General features: G+C 73.3%; 11 protein-coding genes. 3 read left to right on the top strand and 8 right to left on the bottom strand.

From position 1 onward, the window contains the following. Positions 1-130: 130 nt before the first annotated feature. The 5 genes from ACZ7DE_RS23430 to xylB form a co-directional block, all read right to left on the bottom strand. The gene (locus ACZ7DE_RS23430) at positions 131-2,551 is read right to left on the bottom strand and encodes a SpoIIE family protein phosphatase (RefSeq protein ID WP_470764178.1); all 2,421 of its coding nucleotides are present in this window, start codon (positions 2,549-2,551) and stop codon (positions 131-133) included. Positions 2,552-2,913: 362 nt separating this feature from the next. Then, positions 2,914-4,437 (bottom strand): acetaldehyde dehydrogenase ExaC, encoded by a 1,524-nt coding sequence (gene exaC, locus ACZ7DE_RS23435; RefSeq protein ID WP_470764180.1) that lies wholly within the window; start codon positions 4,435-4,437, stop codon positions 2,914-2,916. A gap of 102 nt (positions 4,438-4,539) precedes the next feature. After that, a complete protein-coding gene (locus ACZ7DE_RS23440) occupies positions 4,540-5,817 on the bottom strand; it encodes a GAF domain-containing protein (RefSeq protein WP_470764182.1) in 1,278 nt (425 codons plus the stop codon). 347 nt (positions 5,818-6,164) lie between these two features. Further along, positions 6,165-7,373 (bottom strand): ROK family protein, encoded by a 1,209-nt coding sequence (locus ACZ7DE_RS23445; protein WP_470764184.1) that lies wholly within the window; start codon positions 7,371-7,373, stop codon positions 6,165-6,167. A 22-nt stretch (positions 7,374-7,395) separates the two neighbouring features. After that, positions 7,396-8,841: a xylulokinase gene (xylB, locus tag ACZ7DE_RS23450; RefSeq protein ID WP_470764186.1), complete on the bottom strand. Its 1,446-nt coding sequence runs from the start codon at positions 8,839-8,841 to the stop codon at positions 7,396-7,398. 138 nt (positions 8,842-8,979) lie between these two features. Here xylB and xylA point away from each other — a divergent pair, with 138 nt between their 5' ends. Next, positions 8,980-10,146 carry a xylose isomerase gene (gene xylA / locus ACZ7DE_RS23455; RefSeq protein WP_470764188.1) on the top strand — a complete coding sequence of 389 codons (1,167 nt, stop codon included), beginning with the start codon at positions 8,980-8,982 and terminating at the stop codon, positions 10,144-10,146. Between the two features lie 177 nt (positions 10,147-10,323). Continuing rightward, positions 10,324-10,806 (top strand): hypothetical protein, encoded by a 483-nt coding sequence (locus ACZ7DE_RS23460; protein WP_470764190.1) that lies wholly within the window; start codon positions 10,324-10,326, stop codon positions 10,804-10,806. Positions 10,807-10,970: 164 nt separating this feature from the next. Here ACZ7DE_RS23460 and ACZ7DE_RS23465 read toward each other — a convergent pair whose 3' ends face one another. Beyond that, a complete protein-coding gene (locus tag ACZ7DE_RS23465) occupies positions 10,971-12,392 on the bottom strand; it encodes an SWF or SNF family helicase (protein WP_470764192.1) in 1,422 nt (473 codons plus the stop codon). Beyond that, a complete protein-coding gene (locus tag ACZ7DE_RS23470) occupies positions 12,389-15,409 on the bottom strand; it encodes a DEAD/DEAH box helicase (RefSeq protein ID WP_470764194.1) in 3,021 nt (1,006 codons plus the stop codon). Before ACZ7DE_RS23470 ends, ACZ7DE_RS23465 begins: the two co-directional genes overlap by 4 nt. A gap of 305 nt (positions 15,410-15,714) precedes the next feature. Here ACZ7DE_RS23470 and ACZ7DE_RS23475 point away from each other — a divergent pair, with 305 nt between their 5' ends. Continuing rightward, entirely contained in the window at positions 15,715-15,897 is a 183-nt protein-coding gene (locus ACZ7DE_RS23475) for a hypothetical protein (RefSeq protein ID WP_470764196.1), read from the top strand. Positions 15,898-16,149: 252 nt separating this feature from the next. On the opposite strand, the gene ACZ7DE_RS23480 is transcribed toward ACZ7DE_RS23475, so the two are convergent. Beyond that, a complete protein-coding gene (locus tag ACZ7DE_RS23480) occupies positions 16,150-17,169 on the bottom strand; it encodes a hypothetical protein (protein ID WP_470764198.1) in 1,020 nt (339 codons plus the stop codon). Between the last annotated feature and the right edge of the window lie 29 nt (positions 17,170-17,198).

Consider the following 17,198-nt stretch of genomic DNA (forward strand, 5'->3'; position numbering starts at 1 on the left):
CGGGCAGGCGGCCTCGGCGCCGCTGCCGCAGTCCGCCCAAGGGGCCAAGGCCCCCGGCGGGGCCGGCATGGCGGCCGGATGCCGACACGCACGCCGCTGTGCGAGTCGGCCGCCGCATGGTCGGCGACGGTCAGGTGAGCGTGTCGGCCAGGGATTGCTCGGTCCACACCGTTTTGCCTTCGCGGGTGTAGCGGGTGCCCCAGCGTTCGGCCATCTGAGCCACCAGGAACAGGCCGCGCCCGCCCTCGTCGGTGGTGCTGGCGCGGCGCAGATGTGGGGCGGTGTGGCTGGTGTCGCTGACCTCGCACACCAGAAAGCGTTCACGGATCAGCCGCAGGGTCGCAGGGCCATTGGCGTACCGGTAGGCGTTGGTGACCAGTTCGCTGGCGATCAACTCGGTGCTGAACGCCAAGTGTTCCAGACGCCATTCGGCCAGCTTGGCCGAGGTCAACGCCCGAGCCTGGGCAGCGACGGCAGGCTCCAGCGGCAGCTGCCAGGAGGCGACGTCCTCTGGTGGCAGCATACGGGTGCGGGCGATCAGCAACGCGATGTCGTCGCTGGGGCGCGCAGGCACGAGCGAGTCGACCACGGCTTGGCATGTCCGTTCCAGCTCGTCCGCAGGGCGGGTGAGCGCTGCGCACAGCTTGCTCAGGCCGATGTCGGCATCGATGTGGCGTTCGCCGATGATCCCGTTGGTGTACAGGCACAGCAGGCTTCCTGCGGCCAGGTCGATCTCCCGGGCCTCGAACGGCAGGCCGCCCAGGCCGAGCGGTGGCCCCGCGGGCAGGTCGAGCAGCGCCACCTGTCCATCAGGAGAGGTCACCACCGGCGGCGGGTGGCCGGCGCGGGCCACGGAGCACCGCCGGGAGACAGGGTCGTACACGGCGTACAGGCAGGTGGCGCCGACGACCTGCTCGCCCACGGGCTGTTCGCCGAACGCTTCCTGTTCGGCCGCCAGCAGGGTGACCAGGTCGTCCAGGCGGGAGAGGACCTCGTCCGGTTCCAGGTCGAGGCTGGCGAGCGTGTGGACGGCGGTACGCAGCCGGCCCATCGTGGCAGCGGCGTGGATGCCGCGTCCCACCACGTCGCCGACGACGAGGGCGACCCGAGCCCCGGACAGTGGAATGACGTCGAACCAGTCGCCACCCAGGCCCGGGGCCGCGCTGGCCGGCAGGTACCGCAGGGCCACCTCGACGGCCGACTGGTCCGGAACGGCCCGGGGCAGAAGGCTGCTCTGCAAGGTGAAGGCGGCCTGCTGCTGCTGGGTGAAGCGCCGGGCGTTGTCGATGGCGAGGGCGGCGCGCGAGCCGAGTTCCTGGGCGAGGGTGAGATCGTCCGCCTCGAAGGGATCGGGGCGGCGCGAACGCCACAGGGTCAGCACGCCCAGCACCAGGCCACGCGCGGCGAGAGGTACCACGATCAGCGAGTGGGCGCCCAGGTCCGGGGCGTGGGCCCCCAGGCGGCCTTCGGTCGAGAACGAGTCGGACGGCAGAACCGGTTCCAGGACGGGCCGCCCTTCGGCCAGGCATCTTGCCTGGGGTGTGTCGGGTGCGAACTCCACCGGCCCGTCCTGGGGGTGGGGCGGGCCGGGTTGCTGGGCGCCGACGCCGCAGACCCTCACTCGTACCACAGGTCCCGCCAGCGCCCGCGCCGGTTCCTCACCACGTATCACCGGCTGAAGTAGGTCCACTGACGCATGGTCGGCGAGTTGCGGCACCATCACCTCGGCGAGTTCCCGGGCGGTCTCTGCCACGTCGAGCGTGGTTCCGATACGACTGCCGGCCTGGTCGAGGAGCGCGAGCCGACGCTGGGCCCGGTGGCGTCCGGTGATGTCCTCGACCATCTCGGCCACGCCCAGGACGCGGCCGGAGGGATCCTCCATCCGGAAGGCCGAGACCAACGCGACCCGCTCTCGTGCCGGATCCGCCTCGAGGCGGGCGAACTGCTCGGAGTAGATCAACGCTCGGCCGGTCTCCAACACCTGGCGTACGCGGTCCGCGGCCCTGCGCGCGTCGTCGGGAAGGAGCATGTAGCCGGTCGGCAGACCTCGAAAATCTGCTGCCGGGACGCCGGTGAAGCGTTCGACGGCCCGGTTGACCCGGAGAACCCTGAGGTCGGGGCCATGGACGACCAGGCCGATCGGACACTGGCGGTACAACCCGTCCAGAATCGCGCGGTCCCTTTGCCAGTCCAGGACGTCGGCCGCGAGTGCCCCGGCGACAAGCCACTCACGGACCCGGTCGTCGCGGGAGATCGTCTGGGCCCTGAGTCCCATCTCCACGAACCGTCCGTCGCGGTGCCGCACCTCGAGCACCCCGAACCAGCCGCCGTCTCTCCGGCAACTCGCCGCGGCCTCCCTGACAGCCGGCATATCGCGCGGATCGACGAGGACCTGGACGGCCGGACGGCCGATCACGTCTGCCCCCGGATGGCCGAGCAGTTCCTCTGCCCGCCGGTTCCATCCGACCACGGCACCCCGGTCGTCGAGCACCGCCAGGGCGGCGCGGCGCGGGGCGAACGGATCGTCGTGGCTTGCGCTGAGCTCCGTCATCCGCATCTCCACCGCTGGCTGACCTGCCGATACTCGTAAGCCTAGTGAACCTGGTGGAGCCGCGCGCGCTCCCGCCGTGGCGGGAGCGCGGGTGATCATGGCAGGCCCGACGGTCCGCCGTCAGCGCCCTGCGGAAACCGCGCCCGGTGTGGCTCCTTCCCGTCTGCAACCGACGTACCTACTGGTCGGTATGACCTGAATTCGACCAACGCGAGGCTTGATGGCGAGGAGCAGGAGTCCGGGAGAATTCGCTTGAGACGCCCATCGTGGCGCGAGGTGCCGAGGCGATCGCGGAGAGTAGCGCGGGTGGCAGCCGGTTGCCTGGAGTGGAACGGAGTCTCCAGGCAACCGGCTTGAGACTTCTAGAAGAACCCAAGTTTCTTCGGACTGTAAGAAACCAGAACGTTCTTCGTCTGCTGGTAGTGCTCCAGCATCATCTTGTGCGTCTCGCGTCCGATCCCTGACTGCTTGTAGCCGCCGAACGCGGCGTGCGCCGGATACGCGTGGTAGCAGTTCGTCCAGACCCGGCCCGCCTGGATCGCCCGGCCCGCGCGGTACGCCGTGTTGATGTCGCGGGTCCACACCCCGGCGCCGAGGCCGTACGACGTGTCGTTGGCGATCTTGATGGCGTCGTCGAAGTCGTCGAACGAGGCCACCGAGACGACCGGGCCGAAGATCTCCTCCTGGAAGATCCGCATGCGGTTGTCCCCCTCGAAGATCGTCGGCTGCACGTAGTAGCCGCCCTTCAACTCGCCTCCGTACTCGGCACGTTCACCGCCGGTGAGGACCTTGGCCCCCTCCTTCCGGCCGATGTCGATGTAGGAGAGGATCTTCGCGAGCTGGTCACCGGACGCCTGCGCGCCGATCATCGTGTCCGTGTCGAGGGGGTGACCGGGTTTGATGAGCTCGGTGCGGGCGACCGCGGCCCGCAGGAAGTCACCGTAGTTGCCGCGCTGGATCAGGCCGCGCGACGGGCAGGTGCACACCTCGCCCTGGTTCAGCGCGAACATGGTGAAGCCCTCGAGGGCCTTGTCGCGCAGGTCGTCGTCCTTGTCCCACACGTCGTCGAAGAAGATGTTCGGCGACTTGCCGCCCAGTTCCAGCGTGACGGGCTTCAGGTTCTCGGCGGCGTACTGCATGATCAGCCGGCCCGTCGACGTCTCGCCCGTGAACGCGACCTTGGCCACCCTCGGGCTCGACGCGAGCGGCTTGCCCGCCTCCGGTCCGAAGCCGTTGACGATGTTCACCACACCCGGCGGCAGCAGGTCCGCGACCAGGCTCATCCAGTAGTGCAGCGAGACCGGGGTCTGCTCGGCGGGCTTGATGACCACCGCGTTGCCCGCGGCGAGCGCCGGCGCGAGCTTCCACGTGGCCATCAGGATCGGGAAGTTCCACGGGATGATCTGCGCGACGACGCCGAGCGGCTCGTGGAAGTGGTACGCCACCGTGTCGTCGTCGACCTCGCTGAGCGAGCCCTCCTGGGCGCGGACCGCGCCGGCGAAATAGCGGAAGTGGTCGATGGCCAGCGGGATGTCCGCCGCCAGCGTCTCGCGCACCGGCTTGCCGTTCTCCCAGCTCTCCGCGACGGCCAGCGGCTCGAGGTACGCCTCCATGCGGTCGGCGATCTTCAGCAGGATGTCGGACCGCTCGGTCGCCGAGGTGCGGCCCCAGGCCGGCGCGGCCGCGTGCGCCGCGTCCAGCGCCCGCTCCACGTCCTCCTCCGTACCGCGCGCCACCTCGGTGAAGGTCTCCCCGTTCACCGGCGACGGGTTCTCGAAGTACCGTCCACGCGCCGGAGGCACGTACTCCCCGCCGATGAAGTGGTCGTAGCGCGACTGGTAGGAGACGATCGCGCCCTCGCTTCCGGGCGCCGCGTAACGGGTCATCCTGGTCTGCCTCCTTCAGCAGCGCTGCCCGCCGTTGGACAGCTCTCTGCGCGGGAGGCTAGGGAAGGGGACGTTGCAGCCACGTTGCGGCGCCGGCCGGACTCACGGCCGCGGCCGGCCGCCCGAGCCGACCGGCGCCGTCAGCTCCGATTCCAGTGACGCGAGCCGCGCCCGGATCGCGGCGCTCGGACGGGCCGCCGCGAGCGCCCGCCACACGTCGAGGTCGTCCTCGCCCCACGGCGCGTGCGCCCAGTCGGCCAGCAGATCGGGGTCGCCGCACGCGACCAGCGCGGCGCGCAGGCCGTCGGCGAGACGTCGCCCGAGCCGCACCACGGCCGGCGCCCGGGACGCCGGCAGCGGCGGCCCCGCGTACGCGGTCAGCGCGGCCGTCACCGCGCCGGCCGCCAGCCGCCGTTCGACGACGTCGAGGTCCGACTCGCACGCGACGGTGAGCCGGTAGGGCCGCGAGGCCAGCAGCCCGGGCCCCAGCAGCCCGCGCAGCCGGGCCAGTTCGGCACGCAGCGTCACCGGCGTCACCGACTCGTCCTCGTACAGCGCGCACAGCAGCTCGTCGCCCGTCAGACCCTCGGGGTGGCGCGCCAGCAACAGCAGGATCTCGCTGTGCCGACGGCTCAGTCTGACGTTCCTGCCGCCGGTGACCAGACGGGCCTCGTCGCGGCCCAGCACGGTCAGCCGCGAGGTCTCGGCGGCGGGCGCCGGCGGGGCGAGCAGCGCCAGGTGGGCCTCCGCGGCGCGGGCGACCGCCTGCACGAACCCCAGGCTGTGCGGGTGCGCCAGTCCGTCCCCGCCCGTGATGTCCACGGCGCCCAGCACCCGACCGCTACGCGGATCGTGCACCGGGGCGGCGGCGCAGGTCCACGGCTGCACCTGCCGGATGAAGTGCTCGGCCGCGAACACCTGCACCGGCCGGTCCAGGGCCACCGCCGTGCCCGGCGCGTTCGTCCCCACCGCGCTCTCCGCCCACCGTGCGCCCGGCACGAAGTTCATCCGCCCCGCCTGCCGCCGGGTCGCCGCGTGCCCCTCGACCCACAGCAGCCGGCCGTGCGCGTCGCACACCGCCAGCAGATGCTCGCCGTCGGCGGCGAACGTGCCCATCAGCTCGCGGAACAGCGGCATGACCCGCGCCAGCGGATGCTCGCTCCGGTAGGCGCCGAGGTCGCCGTCGGTCAGCTCCACGCTCGCCGCGCCGTCCGGACCGACGCCGGCCCGCGCGGAACGCCGCCAGGAGTCGGCCACGACCGCACGCACCGGCCGCGGCACGGTGCCCGCCTCGGTGAACGTCTCGTGCGCCCGACGCAGGATCCGTACGCGCTCGGCGGGGTCGGTCCCCGGCTCCAGGGCCACCCAGGGGTCGGTCAACTGGTCCTCCCGGAAGGCGGTTCGGCCGGCGCGGGGCACGGGTACGGCTGGGGACATCGTCACGCCGGGTGCGCGGGCCGACAACCGTTTGGACGACGCTCAGCGCAAAGTCGGCCATCCGGTATCGCGTCCTGGCCGAACCTGGCCAAGCCGAGCCGACGATTCTCCCGCAGCGCGGGCGTGACCGGTGCACAGGCGCGACCGGTGCGAGGGCGGGGCTGGTGCGCGGGCGGGGCAGGTGGCGCGGGGGTGACCGATGCGCCGATGTCGTCGGGGCCAGACATGACACGGCCGGTGCGCGTCCCGCGCCCGTTCGCCCCCGCGGCCCGCGGCCGCGCCTCTGGCCGTCAGGCCCGTTCAGCCACCGCCGCCGGATCGTCCAGCACGGCCCGCACCACCGAGTGCGCGGCCCCGAGCAGGGGGCCCTCGGGTCCCAGCCGTGAAACGGACACGGGGCAAGCGGGGCCGGCCGTACGCCGGGAGAGTTCGGCCTCGAGCGACGGCAGGAGCCACGGCGCGAGCCCGGCCAGGGCGCCGCCGAGCACGACGCCCTCCGGATCCAGCAGATTGAGCGCCCCGGTCAGGGCCACGCCGAGGGCTGTCCCGGCTTCGCGCAGAGCACGTCGTACGTCCGGATCGCCGTCCGCGGCCCGTCCCGCGAGGAGGCCGACGCGGTCCTCGCCCAGGTCGAGCCCGGCCGCCCGCAGCACCGCCTCCTCGCCGGCGTACTGCTCCAGACAGCCGCGCCCGCCGCACACGCACTCCGGCCCGTCGGGGTGGACCGGCATGTGGCCCAGCTCGCCCGCGAAGCCGCGGGTGCCGCGCAGCAGGCTGCCGTCCACGACCAGCGCGGCGCCGATGCCGATCTCGGCGGACACATGGAGGAAGTCGCGCGGGGTGGCGGCGCCGAGCCAGAGTTCGGCCAGTCCGCCGAAGTTGGCCTCGTTGTCCACGGTCAGGGGAAGCTCGCCGGGCAGCAGCGCGCCGAGGTCGACGTCCTGCCAGTCGAGGTTCGGCGCGCGGACCACCGTACGGGCGTCCCGCGCCACCAGGCCGGGAACGGCGACGGCGAGTCCGGCCGGCCACAGCCCCTCGCGCTCCGCCGCGGCGACGACCTCGCGCACGAGTGCGGTGAGTTCCCCGACCACCGGCTCGGGGGCGCGTCCCCGGTTGGTGCCGTGCCGCTCGGCGCGTGCCCGGACCTCGCCGCGCAGGTCGACGGCACAGACCGCCAGGTGGTCGACGCCGATCTCGGCGCCGATGCCCGCCGGGCCGCGCCCGCTGACCGCCAGCGCCGACCCGGGCCGCCCCACCCGGCCGGGCCGCTCGGGGCCCAGCTCCTCCAGCAGGCCGGTGCGTATGAGTTCGTCGACGAGGGTCGAGACCGCTGCCCGGGTCAGGCCGATGCGTGAGGCGACCGCCGCCCGCGAGAGCGGCCCCTCGGCGCTGACGGCGTGCATCACCCTGGCCAGGTTGCGGCGGCGCATGCCCTGCTGGGTGTCGGGCAGCGAGCGCCCCGGGCCGGCCGGCCGGGCCTCGTGCAGCGGTGCGGTCATGCCTCCGTCGATTCGTCGATGCTCAGTGGGCGTCCGTGCTCCGTTCGAGCAGCGGGGCCGCGTCGGAGAGTACCCCGGCGATCCTGGCGAGCGTCGCCTCGTCCCGCTCGACGGCGTCGAGCACCGGGCCCCGCGCGGTGTTCCAGCGGCGGGCGACGGCGGCCGGGTCCTCGCCGGTCAGCAGGCCCGCCGCCTGCGCCGCCGCCCCCAGCGCGACGAGCTCCTTGGCCTCGGGCACCTGGACCGGCCGCCCGGACAGCCGGCGCACGGTCTGTTGCCAGGCCGCGCCCCGGGCGCCGCCGCCGATCAGCAGCAGCGGGGCCGAGCGGTCAGCGTCCTCGTCGAGAACCAGGTCGAGCGCGCCGAGCAGCGAGTGCACGGCCCCGTCGTAGGCGGCCTGCAGCAGCTGACCGGCGGTCGTGTCGTGGCGCAGACCGTGCAGCAGGCCTGAGGCGTTCGGCAGGTTCGGGGTGCGCTCGCCGTCCAGGTAGGGCAGGAGCGTGAGGTGCGCGGTGGGCTCGACGGCCTCGCGGTCCAGGCCGAGCAGGGCGGCGACGCGGTCCACGGCGAGCGTGCAGTTCAGGGTGCAGGCGAGAGGCAGCCAGTCGCCATGGGCGTCGGCGAAGCCGGCCACGGTGCCGGTGGGGTCGGTGGGGCGACGCTTCGCCACGGCGTATACCGTGCCCGAGGTGCCGAGGCTCAGCACGGGGGTGCCGGGACGCAGCCCGAGGCCCAGTGCCGCGGCGGCGTTGTCGCCGGTGCCGGGCGCGACCAGGGTCCCCTTCGCGAACGGCAGGTCGTGGCTGTCGCGTACGGTGCCGGCCACCTCGCCGGGCCGCACCACACGGGGCAGCAGCGCGGGGTCGAGCCCCACGTGGGCGAGGATCTCGGCGTCGTACGCCTCGGTCCCCGAAGCCCACCAGCCGGTGCCTGAGACGTCGCCGCGGTCCGTGGTGCCCTCGCCCGTCAGGCGCTCGGTCAGGTAGTCGTGGGGGAGGCGTACGGCCTTCGTGGCGCGCAGGGCCGCCGGTTCGTTCTCCGCCAGCCAGGCCCACTTCGTCACGGTGAAGGACGCCGCCGGCACGGACCCGGTGCGCTCCGCCCAGAACTTCGCACCGCCCAGCTCCTCGGTCAGACGGCGTGCCTGGGGGGCCGAGCGCACGTCGTTCCACAGCAGCGCCGGGCGCACCGGCTCGCCGTGTTCGTCCAGCGTGACGAGCCCGTGCTGCTGCCCGCCGACGGACACCGCGGCCGCCTCGCGTGCCACGTCGCCGCACTGGTGCAGCGCCTCGCGCAGCGCGTCGAACCACTGGCGCGGGTCGCTCTCGCGGCCGGCCCCGGAGGAGACGGTGTGCGGGGCCTGGCCGCTCGCGACGACGTCGCCGGTGGCCGCGTCGACGACCAGGACCTTGGTGGACTGGGTGGACGTGTCCACGCCGACGACGAGCGGACCCTCGGCTGCTGACATCGGGCTCTCCCTCAAGTTTTTCCGCGGCTCTGCGGGATCTGTCTTCCCAGAGATGCGTCCGCATACTAATTTGTAAACGGCCATGACGAAATAGTTCGCCACCACCCGCACGACAGTCTTCGAGCAAGGAGCCCCGCCATGAGCTACCAGCCCACCCCCGACGACAGGTTCACCTTCGGCCTGTGGACCGTCGGCTGGCAGGGGAGGGACCCGTTCGGCGACGCCACGCGACGTGCCCTGGACCCGGTCGAGACGGTGCAGCGTCTGGCCGAGCTGGGCGCCTACGGCGTGACCTTCCACGACGACGACCTGATCCCCTTCGGGTCCTCGGACAGCGAGCGCGAGGAGCACGTCAAGCGCTTCCGGCAGGCTCTGGACACCACCGGCATGACCGTGCCGATGGCCACCACGAACCTGTTCACGCACCCCGTCTTCAAGGACGGCGCGTTCACCGCGAACGACCGTGACGTGCGTCGGTACGCCCTGCGCAAGACGATCCGCAACATCGACCTGGCCGTCGAGCTCGGTGCCAGGATCTACGTCGCCTGGGGCGGCCGTGAGGGCGCGGAGTCCGGCGCGGCCAAGGACGTCCGCGTGGCCCTCGACCGCATGAAGGAGGCCTTCGACCTCCTCGGCGAGTACGTGACCGCCCAGGGCTACGACCTGAAGTTCGCCATCGAGCCCAAGCCGAACGAGCCGCGCGGCGACATCCTGCTGCCCACCGTCGGTCACGCCCTGGCCTTCATCGAGCGCCTGGAGCGCCCGGAGCTGTACGGCGTGAACCCCGAGGTCGGCCACGAGCAGATGGCCGGGCTGAACTTCCCGCACGGCATCGCCCAGGCGCTGTGGGCGGGCAAGCTCTTCCACATCGACCTCAACGGCCAGTCCGGCATCAAGTACGACCAGGACCTGCGCTTCGGCGCCGGCGACCTGCGTTCCGCGTTCTGGCTGGTCGACCTGCTGGAGAGCGCCGGCTACGCGGGGCCGAAGCACTTCGACTTCAAGCCGCCGCGCACCGAGGACCTCGACGGCGTGTGGGCCTCGGCCGCGGGCTGCATGCGCAACTACCTGATCCTCAAGGAGCGTGCGGCCGCGTTCCGCGACGACCCGGAGGTCCAGGAGGCGCTGCGGGCCTCCCGACTGGACCAGCTCGCCCAGGCCACCGCCGCCGACGGCCTGCAGAGCCTGCTCGCCGACCGCAGTGCCTTCGAGGACTTCGACGCCGAGGCGGCCGCCGCCCGTGGCATGGCCTTCGAGCGCCTCGACCAGCTCGCCATGGACCACCTGCTGGGCGCCCGGGGCTGAATCCGCGCGCACGCGCGTGTGCAGCGATGAGCGTGCACACGCGCGTGCCGCGGAGAGGCGGCTGTTGAAGCGGTCTGCGCACGAAGTGCGCCGGAATCATGCCGTCCGTGGCATGACCGCGTATCAACTTCCTTGTGGGGGTCGCGCGGTGAGCGGCGCGCGGCGACCCTGGACGGTATGGCCATGCCGCCCGTACCGCCCCAGCCGCCCGGACCTCCCGGCGACACGCCGCCTCCCGGTGGCTTCGGACCGCCCCACGCCGGCTTCGGACCCCACGACGGGACGGGCGGAGGCGGCCTGCCGCCGCATCCGCCGTCCCGATCCCCGGGCCCCGGGCGGCGCAGGAACGCCCTCTACGTCGTCCTCGCCCTGCTGGTCGCCGCGGGAGCCGTTCTCGCCGTCCTGCTGATGGATTCGGGAGGCGACGACTCGCCGGACGACGAACCCACCGCCCGGAGCAGCACCGGCGACGCCTCCACGCCCGACCCGTCCAACAGCCTCCCGGTCGAGCTGCCGAGCGGGCTGCCGACCCGTCTGCCGAGCGGGCTGCCGAGCACTCTGCCGACCGAGCTGCCGTCGGACGTGCCCACTGTGCTGCCGTCCGGCATACCGAGCGATCTCGAATCGCTGCTGCCGTCCCTGGGCGAGGTGCTGCGGTAAGGGGTGATCGGTGATCGGTGATCGGTGATCGGTGGTCAGTGGGCCGGAGCGGTGCTCGGTGCTCGGTGATCGGTGGGTGGGCGCGGGGTGTCGGTCCGACCGCCCGTCGGACCGACACCCCGTTCCGGATCGGGACCTACCGTCGCTCCGGATCGGCGGCACAGTCAGCTCGGGGGGTGTGTCTCCTCGCTGTCGGGGCGGGCTGCGGCCAAGGCCGTCGCCGGGTCGTGGGCCGCGTTCCCCGTCGGCGTCCAGCGGCCGCTCTCCTCGCGGTACGGCCACCAGCGGCCGTCCCGCCCCAACCGGAGTTGGCACGCCGTCCCGACGACCGTCCAGCGATTTCCGCGCGCTCGCAGCACAGGGCGCTCGTCCTCCACCCAGGCCGAGTCCAGCGCGGCACGCGCGCGTGTGAGCGCTTCGCCCTGCACAGCCCATTCCTCCTCGAGCACCGACACCGCGGCCGCCCCGCCGAACCCCCAGGCACGCACGGCCAAGGCCAGTTGCTCCCGGTCGCGCCCCGACCCGACGGCAAGCCGGTCGACCACGGCCGCGGAGGGGCCGTCCGCCGACCGGAGGCCGTCGAGGAGACCGGCCGCCAGTCGCACCGCGTCCATCCGCAGCACATCCATCCGCACGGCCTCCATCCGCACCGCGTCCGGCTGTTCCCATTCCAGTCGCCCCGCGTCCTCCGCGACCCTCGACGGCCGGCCGGTGGCCGCTCGTCGTCCGGCCCCTTCCCGGAGCGCCTCCGCGAGCATCAGGCGCGCCTCGACGGCTGTCCGGGCGGCCAGGATCTCCAGCGCCTTCGGGTCCAGTCCGGGCGGGGCCGGCGCATCCGTGTCCAGCGAGGGCGGAAGACCCGGTTCGTCCGGGAGGGCGGGTGCGGCGGGCAGCGGGGGGAGGATGCCGCCGGCCCCGTACGCCTCGGCCGCGTCCACCCCTTCGGCCCCCAGCGGCTCGGGCGCTGGTCCGCGGCCTGTGAACTGCCCGCCTCCGGCTACGGCCGTAGCGGCGGCGCCGCGCGCCTGAAGGTCGCTCAGCACCGCGTCTTCGGCGCGTCCTCGAAGCAGCAGCAGGACGAACGGGTCCTCGTCGAGCAGCCTCGCCACCTGGTAGCAGACGGCTGCCGTGTGACCGCAGTGGTCCCAGGCTCCGCAGTCGCACTCCGCCTCCAGGTCGCCGGGGCCGGGGAGCAGATCGATTCCGGCCGTCTCGGCGTCCTCGACGAGATCGGGCGGCATGTCACGGTCGAGCAGCGCGGCAACGTGTCCGGCGCGCTCGACCGCCAGATCGAGGAACCGGTCCCACTGCGCGTCCGAAAGCGCGTCGAGCAGGACGTCGGCCCGGTGCGCCGTGCGATCACGGTCCCGGACGACGGCCGTGACGCGTCCCGGCCGCACCGACACCGCGCCCACCGCTCCCGCGCGGGCGAGACGACGGCCTGCCTTCACCTGCTCGCCGTCCAGCGCGCCGCCCTCCAGCGCGGACAGCCATGCCCGGCCCCACCAGGTCTGTGCGAACCCCTTCCCGCGCGCGGGAGCCGACGGGGCGAAGGTCCGTTCCTCGATGTCGTCCCGACGGCTCATCGTGTGCTCCCTCGAAGTTCCACCAGCTCGGCCAGCTCGGCGTCCGTCAGTTCTGTCAGCGCCGCTTCTCCGGCCCCGAGAACGGCGTCGGCCAGATCCTGTTTGCGCCGCAGCATGTCGGCGATGCGATCCTCGATCGTGCCCTCGGCGATCAAGCGGTGCACCTGCACCGGCCGGGTCTGGCCGATGCGGTACGCGCGGTCGGTGGCCTGCGCCTCGACGGCCGGATTCCACCACCGGTCGTAGTGCACGACATGCTCCGCGCGCGTGAGGTTGAGGCCGGTGCCGGCCGCTCGGAGCGACAGCAGGAACACCGGCGCCTCACCGTCCTGGAAGCGCCGGACCATGGCCTCGCGCTCCGCGACCGGAATGCCGCCGTGCAGGAACTGGGTGGGCACCCCCCGCATGGCCAGATGCTGTTCCAGCAGACGTGCCAGGCGCACGTACTGCGTGAAGACCAGGACGCTCGCCCCCTCGGCGAGAAGGGTGTCGAGCAGTTCGTCCAGGAGCTCCAGCTTCCCGGAGCGTCCGGATGTCCTCGGCCGCTCCTCCTTCAGATACTGCGCGGGGTGGTTGCAGATCTGTTTGAGTGCGGTCAGGAGTTTCACGATCAGCCCGCGACGAGCCATGTCGTCGGCCTCGGCGATCGCCGCGAGCGTCTCGCGCACCACGGCCTCGTACAGGCCCGCCTGTTCCTTGGTGAGGGAGACGGGGTGATCGGTCTCGGTCTTGGGCGGCAGTTCCGGGGCGATCCCCGGGTCCGACTTGCGGCGGCGCAGCAGGAACGGCCCCACGAGCCGGGCGAGTCGCTCGGCCGCGGCCGGATCGCCGCCGCCCTCGACCACGCGCGCGTGGCGCGCACGGAAGGTGCCGAGCCGGCCCAGCAGACCGGGCGTCGTCCAGTCCAGGATCGCCCACAGCTCCGACAGGTTGTTCTCCACCGGGGTGCCGGTGAGCGCGACACGCGCGCGTGTGCCGATCGTGCGCAGCGCCCGCGCCGTGGCCGAGTAGGGGTTCTTGACGTGCTGCGCCTCGTCCGCCACGACCAGGCCCCACGCCACCTCGCCCAGCCGGCCCGCGTCGAGCCGCAGCGTGCCGTACGTGGTGAGCACGAACTCCCCGTCGGCCAGGTCCTCCAGTGCGCGGCGGGCTCCGTGGAAGCGGCGCACCGGCGTGTCCGGCGCGAACCTCTCGATCTCCCGCTGCCAATTGCCCATCAGGGACGTCGGACAGACCACGAGCGTGGGGCCCGCCGACGCGGGATCCGCCTGACGGTGCAGGTGCAGCGCGATCAGCGTGACGGTCTTGCCGAGTCCCATGTCGTCCGCCAGACAGCACCCCAGTCCCAGGGCGGTGGTCCGGGCCAGCCAGTCCAGGCCGCGCCGCTGGTAGTCACGCAGGGTGGCGTGGAGCGCGGCGGGCTGCTCCACCGGCTCCTGGGCGTCAGGGGTCGTCAGCCGCTCTCGCAGGGTCGCCAGCCAGCCGCTGGGCCGCACCTCGACCCGGCGGCCGTCCACCTCCGTGGAGCCCGTCAGAGCCGCGCTCAGGGCGTCCACGGGTGTCACCTTGCGGTCCTGTCGAGCGCGGGCCCGCCGAAGCTCTCGCGGGTCGATCAGGACCCACTGGTCGCGCAGCCGGACGAGGGGCCGGCCGGCCTCGGCGAGACGGTCCAGTTCCTCGCGCGTCAGGTGCCGGTCGCCCAGCGAGAACGACCACGTGAAGCTCACGAGCGCGTCCGCCGACAGGAAGGACGGCGTGGCCGAGTGTCCGCGACGTGACCTCGGCGCCTCCTCGGGCGGCCCGACGATCGCACGGGCCGTCAGCGTGCGGGCCGCCCCTCTCGGCCAGTGCACTTCCACGCCGGCGCTCGCCAGCGCTCGCGAACCCTCTCCGAGGAGCTCGGCGACGTCCTCGTCGAGAAGGTCGACGGCGTCCGGGACGGTGGCCGACAGCAGAGGGGTCAGCGCGGGCCAGGCCCGTGCCGCGCGGCGCAGTGCGAGCAGGGCGTCCATCCGCGCGCGCGGGCCGAACACCGCGGGGGCGACGCCTGGGTCGCCCCAGATCTCGGCGGCGTCCGCGACGATCGCGGGATCGCTCACACTGTGAACCTGCGGCACGGCCCGGAACCCGGGCCCGGACGCGCCTGCGTCGGAAGACGCCGTCCCGGCCACGGTTCCGCCGGCAGAGGCACCGGCACCAGACGCACCCGCGGCAGCGGCACCAGCACCAGTGGCACCGGCGGCGGAGACACCCGCGGCAGAGGCGCCGGCGGCGTCCGCGCGGTCGGCCTCGTTCCGGTCCGCTTCCTGTGGGACGACGGCCGAGATGTCGATCCCCGTGACCTCGATCCGCAGCGAGATCCGTACCCCGCAGTCGTGCCCGGCGGCGACGTCGGCCGCCCACGCGCGCAGCTCCGGCACGAGCCGCGGCTGCTGTGCCGCATAGGCGGGGGCGCCCGTCACGAGCGGTGCGGCGGGCGTGCGGGGCAGCGCGTCCGCGACGGCGTCCAGGAACGCGCGCACCAGCCGTTCGGGATCGGGAAGCCGCAGCGGCGGGCTCTCGTCCACCGGTACGGCGTGTGCCTCGGGTGGCATCGAGGCGGCCAGTCTGCGCACCTGCTCGACGTCCTCCGGGCCCAGCGGTCCTGCCCGCCATGCGTCGTGGTCCTCCGCGGACAGGCCGGGCAGGAGCAGCCCGCGCGCCACGCACCGCAGGGACAGCAGGGCGGCCGCGCTCCAGAAGGCGGCGGACCGGTGGGCGTCGGGGGCGACACGCGCGCGTGTGAGGACGGGCAGAGCGTCCGGCATCGGGAGCAGCACGGCCGGCACGCGCGCGAGGGCCACTCCGGTGCCGGCGGGCCGGACCACGCACAGCTCCCGCAGGGCGCCCGAGGGAACGGCGGGAGGTGCGTCGCCGTCCGGGTGCCAGAAGGCGACGCTGCCGGTGCGGGCCGGGCTCCCGGGCACGAACACGGCGCAGAATCGGGCGAGTTCGGGAATCTCTGACGGTGCTTCCACGGGAAGGCTCTGCGCGGAGATGGGGCCTCTCCTCAAATTTGACTACCGGGGTGGGTCGCCGAGGGTACAACACTTCGGCGGGAACGTGCGCCACGCCGTGCGCCACCCCTGCGCCATCCCTGCGCCGCTCCCGATCGGAAGCGTGTGTCCCTGTTCTGCGTGCTGCGCGCCCTGAGGACAGGGGTTCTCAGGGGCCTCTCGGGGGTGTACCTCAGGGGCGTCTCAGGGTCGGGTCCGGAACCGCGGGCGGCGCGGACCCGTTTTCATGGCAGAGAGCGGCAGTGGCCGCGAAGGAGGCGACGCAGATGTCGAAGAACGCGAAGATCGCCGCGGGAGGTGTGGCGGTCGGGCTCCTGCTGTGGATCTGGCTGCCCTGGTGGGTGGCCCTGCTGATCGTGGTGGGGGTTCCGACGGCGGCCTATCTGGCGCTGGACCCGTCACAGCGGCGCAGGCTGCGCCGTGTCACCCGCAAGGAGCTGGGCCGCTGAGTGATCCTGCCGCGTGGTGAGTGCTGACTGACACCCGCTGATTCATACCCGCTGAGTGATGTCGTGGATGACTGAGCCGTGGGGGCCGCGGCGCGGCCCCCACCGTGGCGGCTTCCCTGGCCGACGGCGTCCGTGCTTCGGCATCCCCGGCCACAGGATCCCGTGCGCGTGGTGGCCGCACGGAGCGGCAGGCGTCGAAAGGCCATGCCTGTCGGTGCGGCCACGGCGGCCGGGAAAAGGGGAGCGGAACACTCAGAGGGGGCGTACCGCCATCTTGTCGAGCGCTTCCAGGAGTCCGGGCAGTTCGGGCCCGCGGCCCACGGGAAGCACCTCGCCGGGCTCCTCGTCGAGCAGCACGAACGCGATGTCGTCGGTCCTGGCCACCAGCGACCAGCCGGGGCCGTCGGCGCGCAGGGTGCGCGCGTCACCGGGAGCGAACGACGAACGCACGCGGCCGAGCGGAGGCGGGGTGTCCACATAGGCGCGCACCTCGGCCAGGACGCGCCGGATGCCGCTGTGGCCCTTCCGCGTGCCCTTCCCGGCCTCGTCGGCCACGCCGGCCCTTGGGGTCCCAGGAGCCCCTTCAGCCCCCGCCGGACCGCCGGGCTGCCCACCGCCCGGGTCGGACGCCGAGGCCGTGTCCGACCGGCCCGCCTGACCGTCCCGGCCGACTGTGGCCGAGGCTGCGGCGACGGCGCCCTCGTCGGCCCGGCCGGCCTCGTCGGCGCCCGCGTCTGCCCCGGCGCCGTCCTGCCCGGCGGGCGTCGCGAACTCCGTGTCGTCGATCTGCTCGCGCCACAGCGCCCACTGGAGCGCGATCTCGTCCGCCCCCAGCCGCCGCTGTGCCGGTCCCCAGGTGCTCGTGTCGGGCGGGCACAGCGCCGGGCCGTCCGTCACCTCGGGGGCCGGATCGTGCGGCGCGGGCACCCCGGGAGCCGCGACGGCGACCGCCAGCGGCCACCCGGGCAGCGCGGCGACGACCGTCCGCTCGTCCGGCGACAGGTCGTACTCCATGCCGCAGTCCCACGACGCGATGGCCACGGCCACCAGCGACACGTCGTCGATGACGACGGTCCACCGCGCGCCTTCGCCGTCCTGGCCCAGCACCAGGCCGTAGCCGTCGGCGAGCGGCGGGAGGCCGAGCGCCGCGCAGGCCTCCGGGTAGTCGTCGCCCAACGCACTCGGGAACTTCGCCGGCGTCAACAGCACCGCCGTGAGCACATAGAGCGCATCGTCCTCGGCGGCGACGGCGTCCTCGTCCGTCCCGGCCATCCCAGCCTCCCCATCGGTTCGTCCAACGG

Source organism: Streptomyces sp. NPDC037083 (assembly GCF_055606485.1).

Bases quoted from the DNA above. Each gene is read 5' to 3' on its own strand.
- xylA (WP_470764188.1), top strand. From the start codon at position 8,980: ATGAGCTACCAGCCCACCCCCGACGACAGGTTCACCTTCGGCCTGTGG.
- exaC (WP_470764180.1), bottom strand. From the start codon at position 4,437: ATGACCCGTTACGCGGCGCCCGGAAGCGAGGGCGCGATCGTCTCCTAC.
- ACZ7DE_RS23460 (WP_470764190.1), top strand. From the start codon at position 10,324: ATGGCCATGCCGCCCGTACCGCCCCAGCCGCCCGGACCTCCCGGCGAC.
- ACZ7DE_RS23475 (WP_470764196.1), top strand. From the start codon at position 15,715: ATGTCGAAGAACGCGAAGATCGCCGCGGGAGGTGTGGCGGTCGGGCTC.
- ACZ7DE_RS23430 (WP_470764178.1), bottom strand. From the start codon at position 2,551: ATGACGGAGCTCAGCGCAAGCCACGACGATCCGTTCGCCCCGCGCCGC.
- ACZ7DE_RS23480 (WP_470764198.1), bottom strand. From the start codon at position 17,169: ATGGCCGGGACGGACGAGGACGCCGTCGCCGCCGAGGACGATGCGCTC.
- ACZ7DE_RS23445 (WP_470764184.1), bottom strand. From the start codon at position 7,373: ATGACCGCACCGCTGCACGAGGCCCGGCCGGCCGGCCCGGGGCGCTCG.
- ACZ7DE_RS23465 (WP_470764192.1), bottom strand. From the start codon at position 12,392: ATGAGCCGTCGGGACGACATCGAGGAACGGACCTTCGCCCCGTCGGCT.
- xylB (WP_470764186.1), bottom strand. From the start codon at position 8,841: ATGTCAGCAGCCGAGGGTCCGCTCGTCGTCGGCGTGGACACGTCCACC.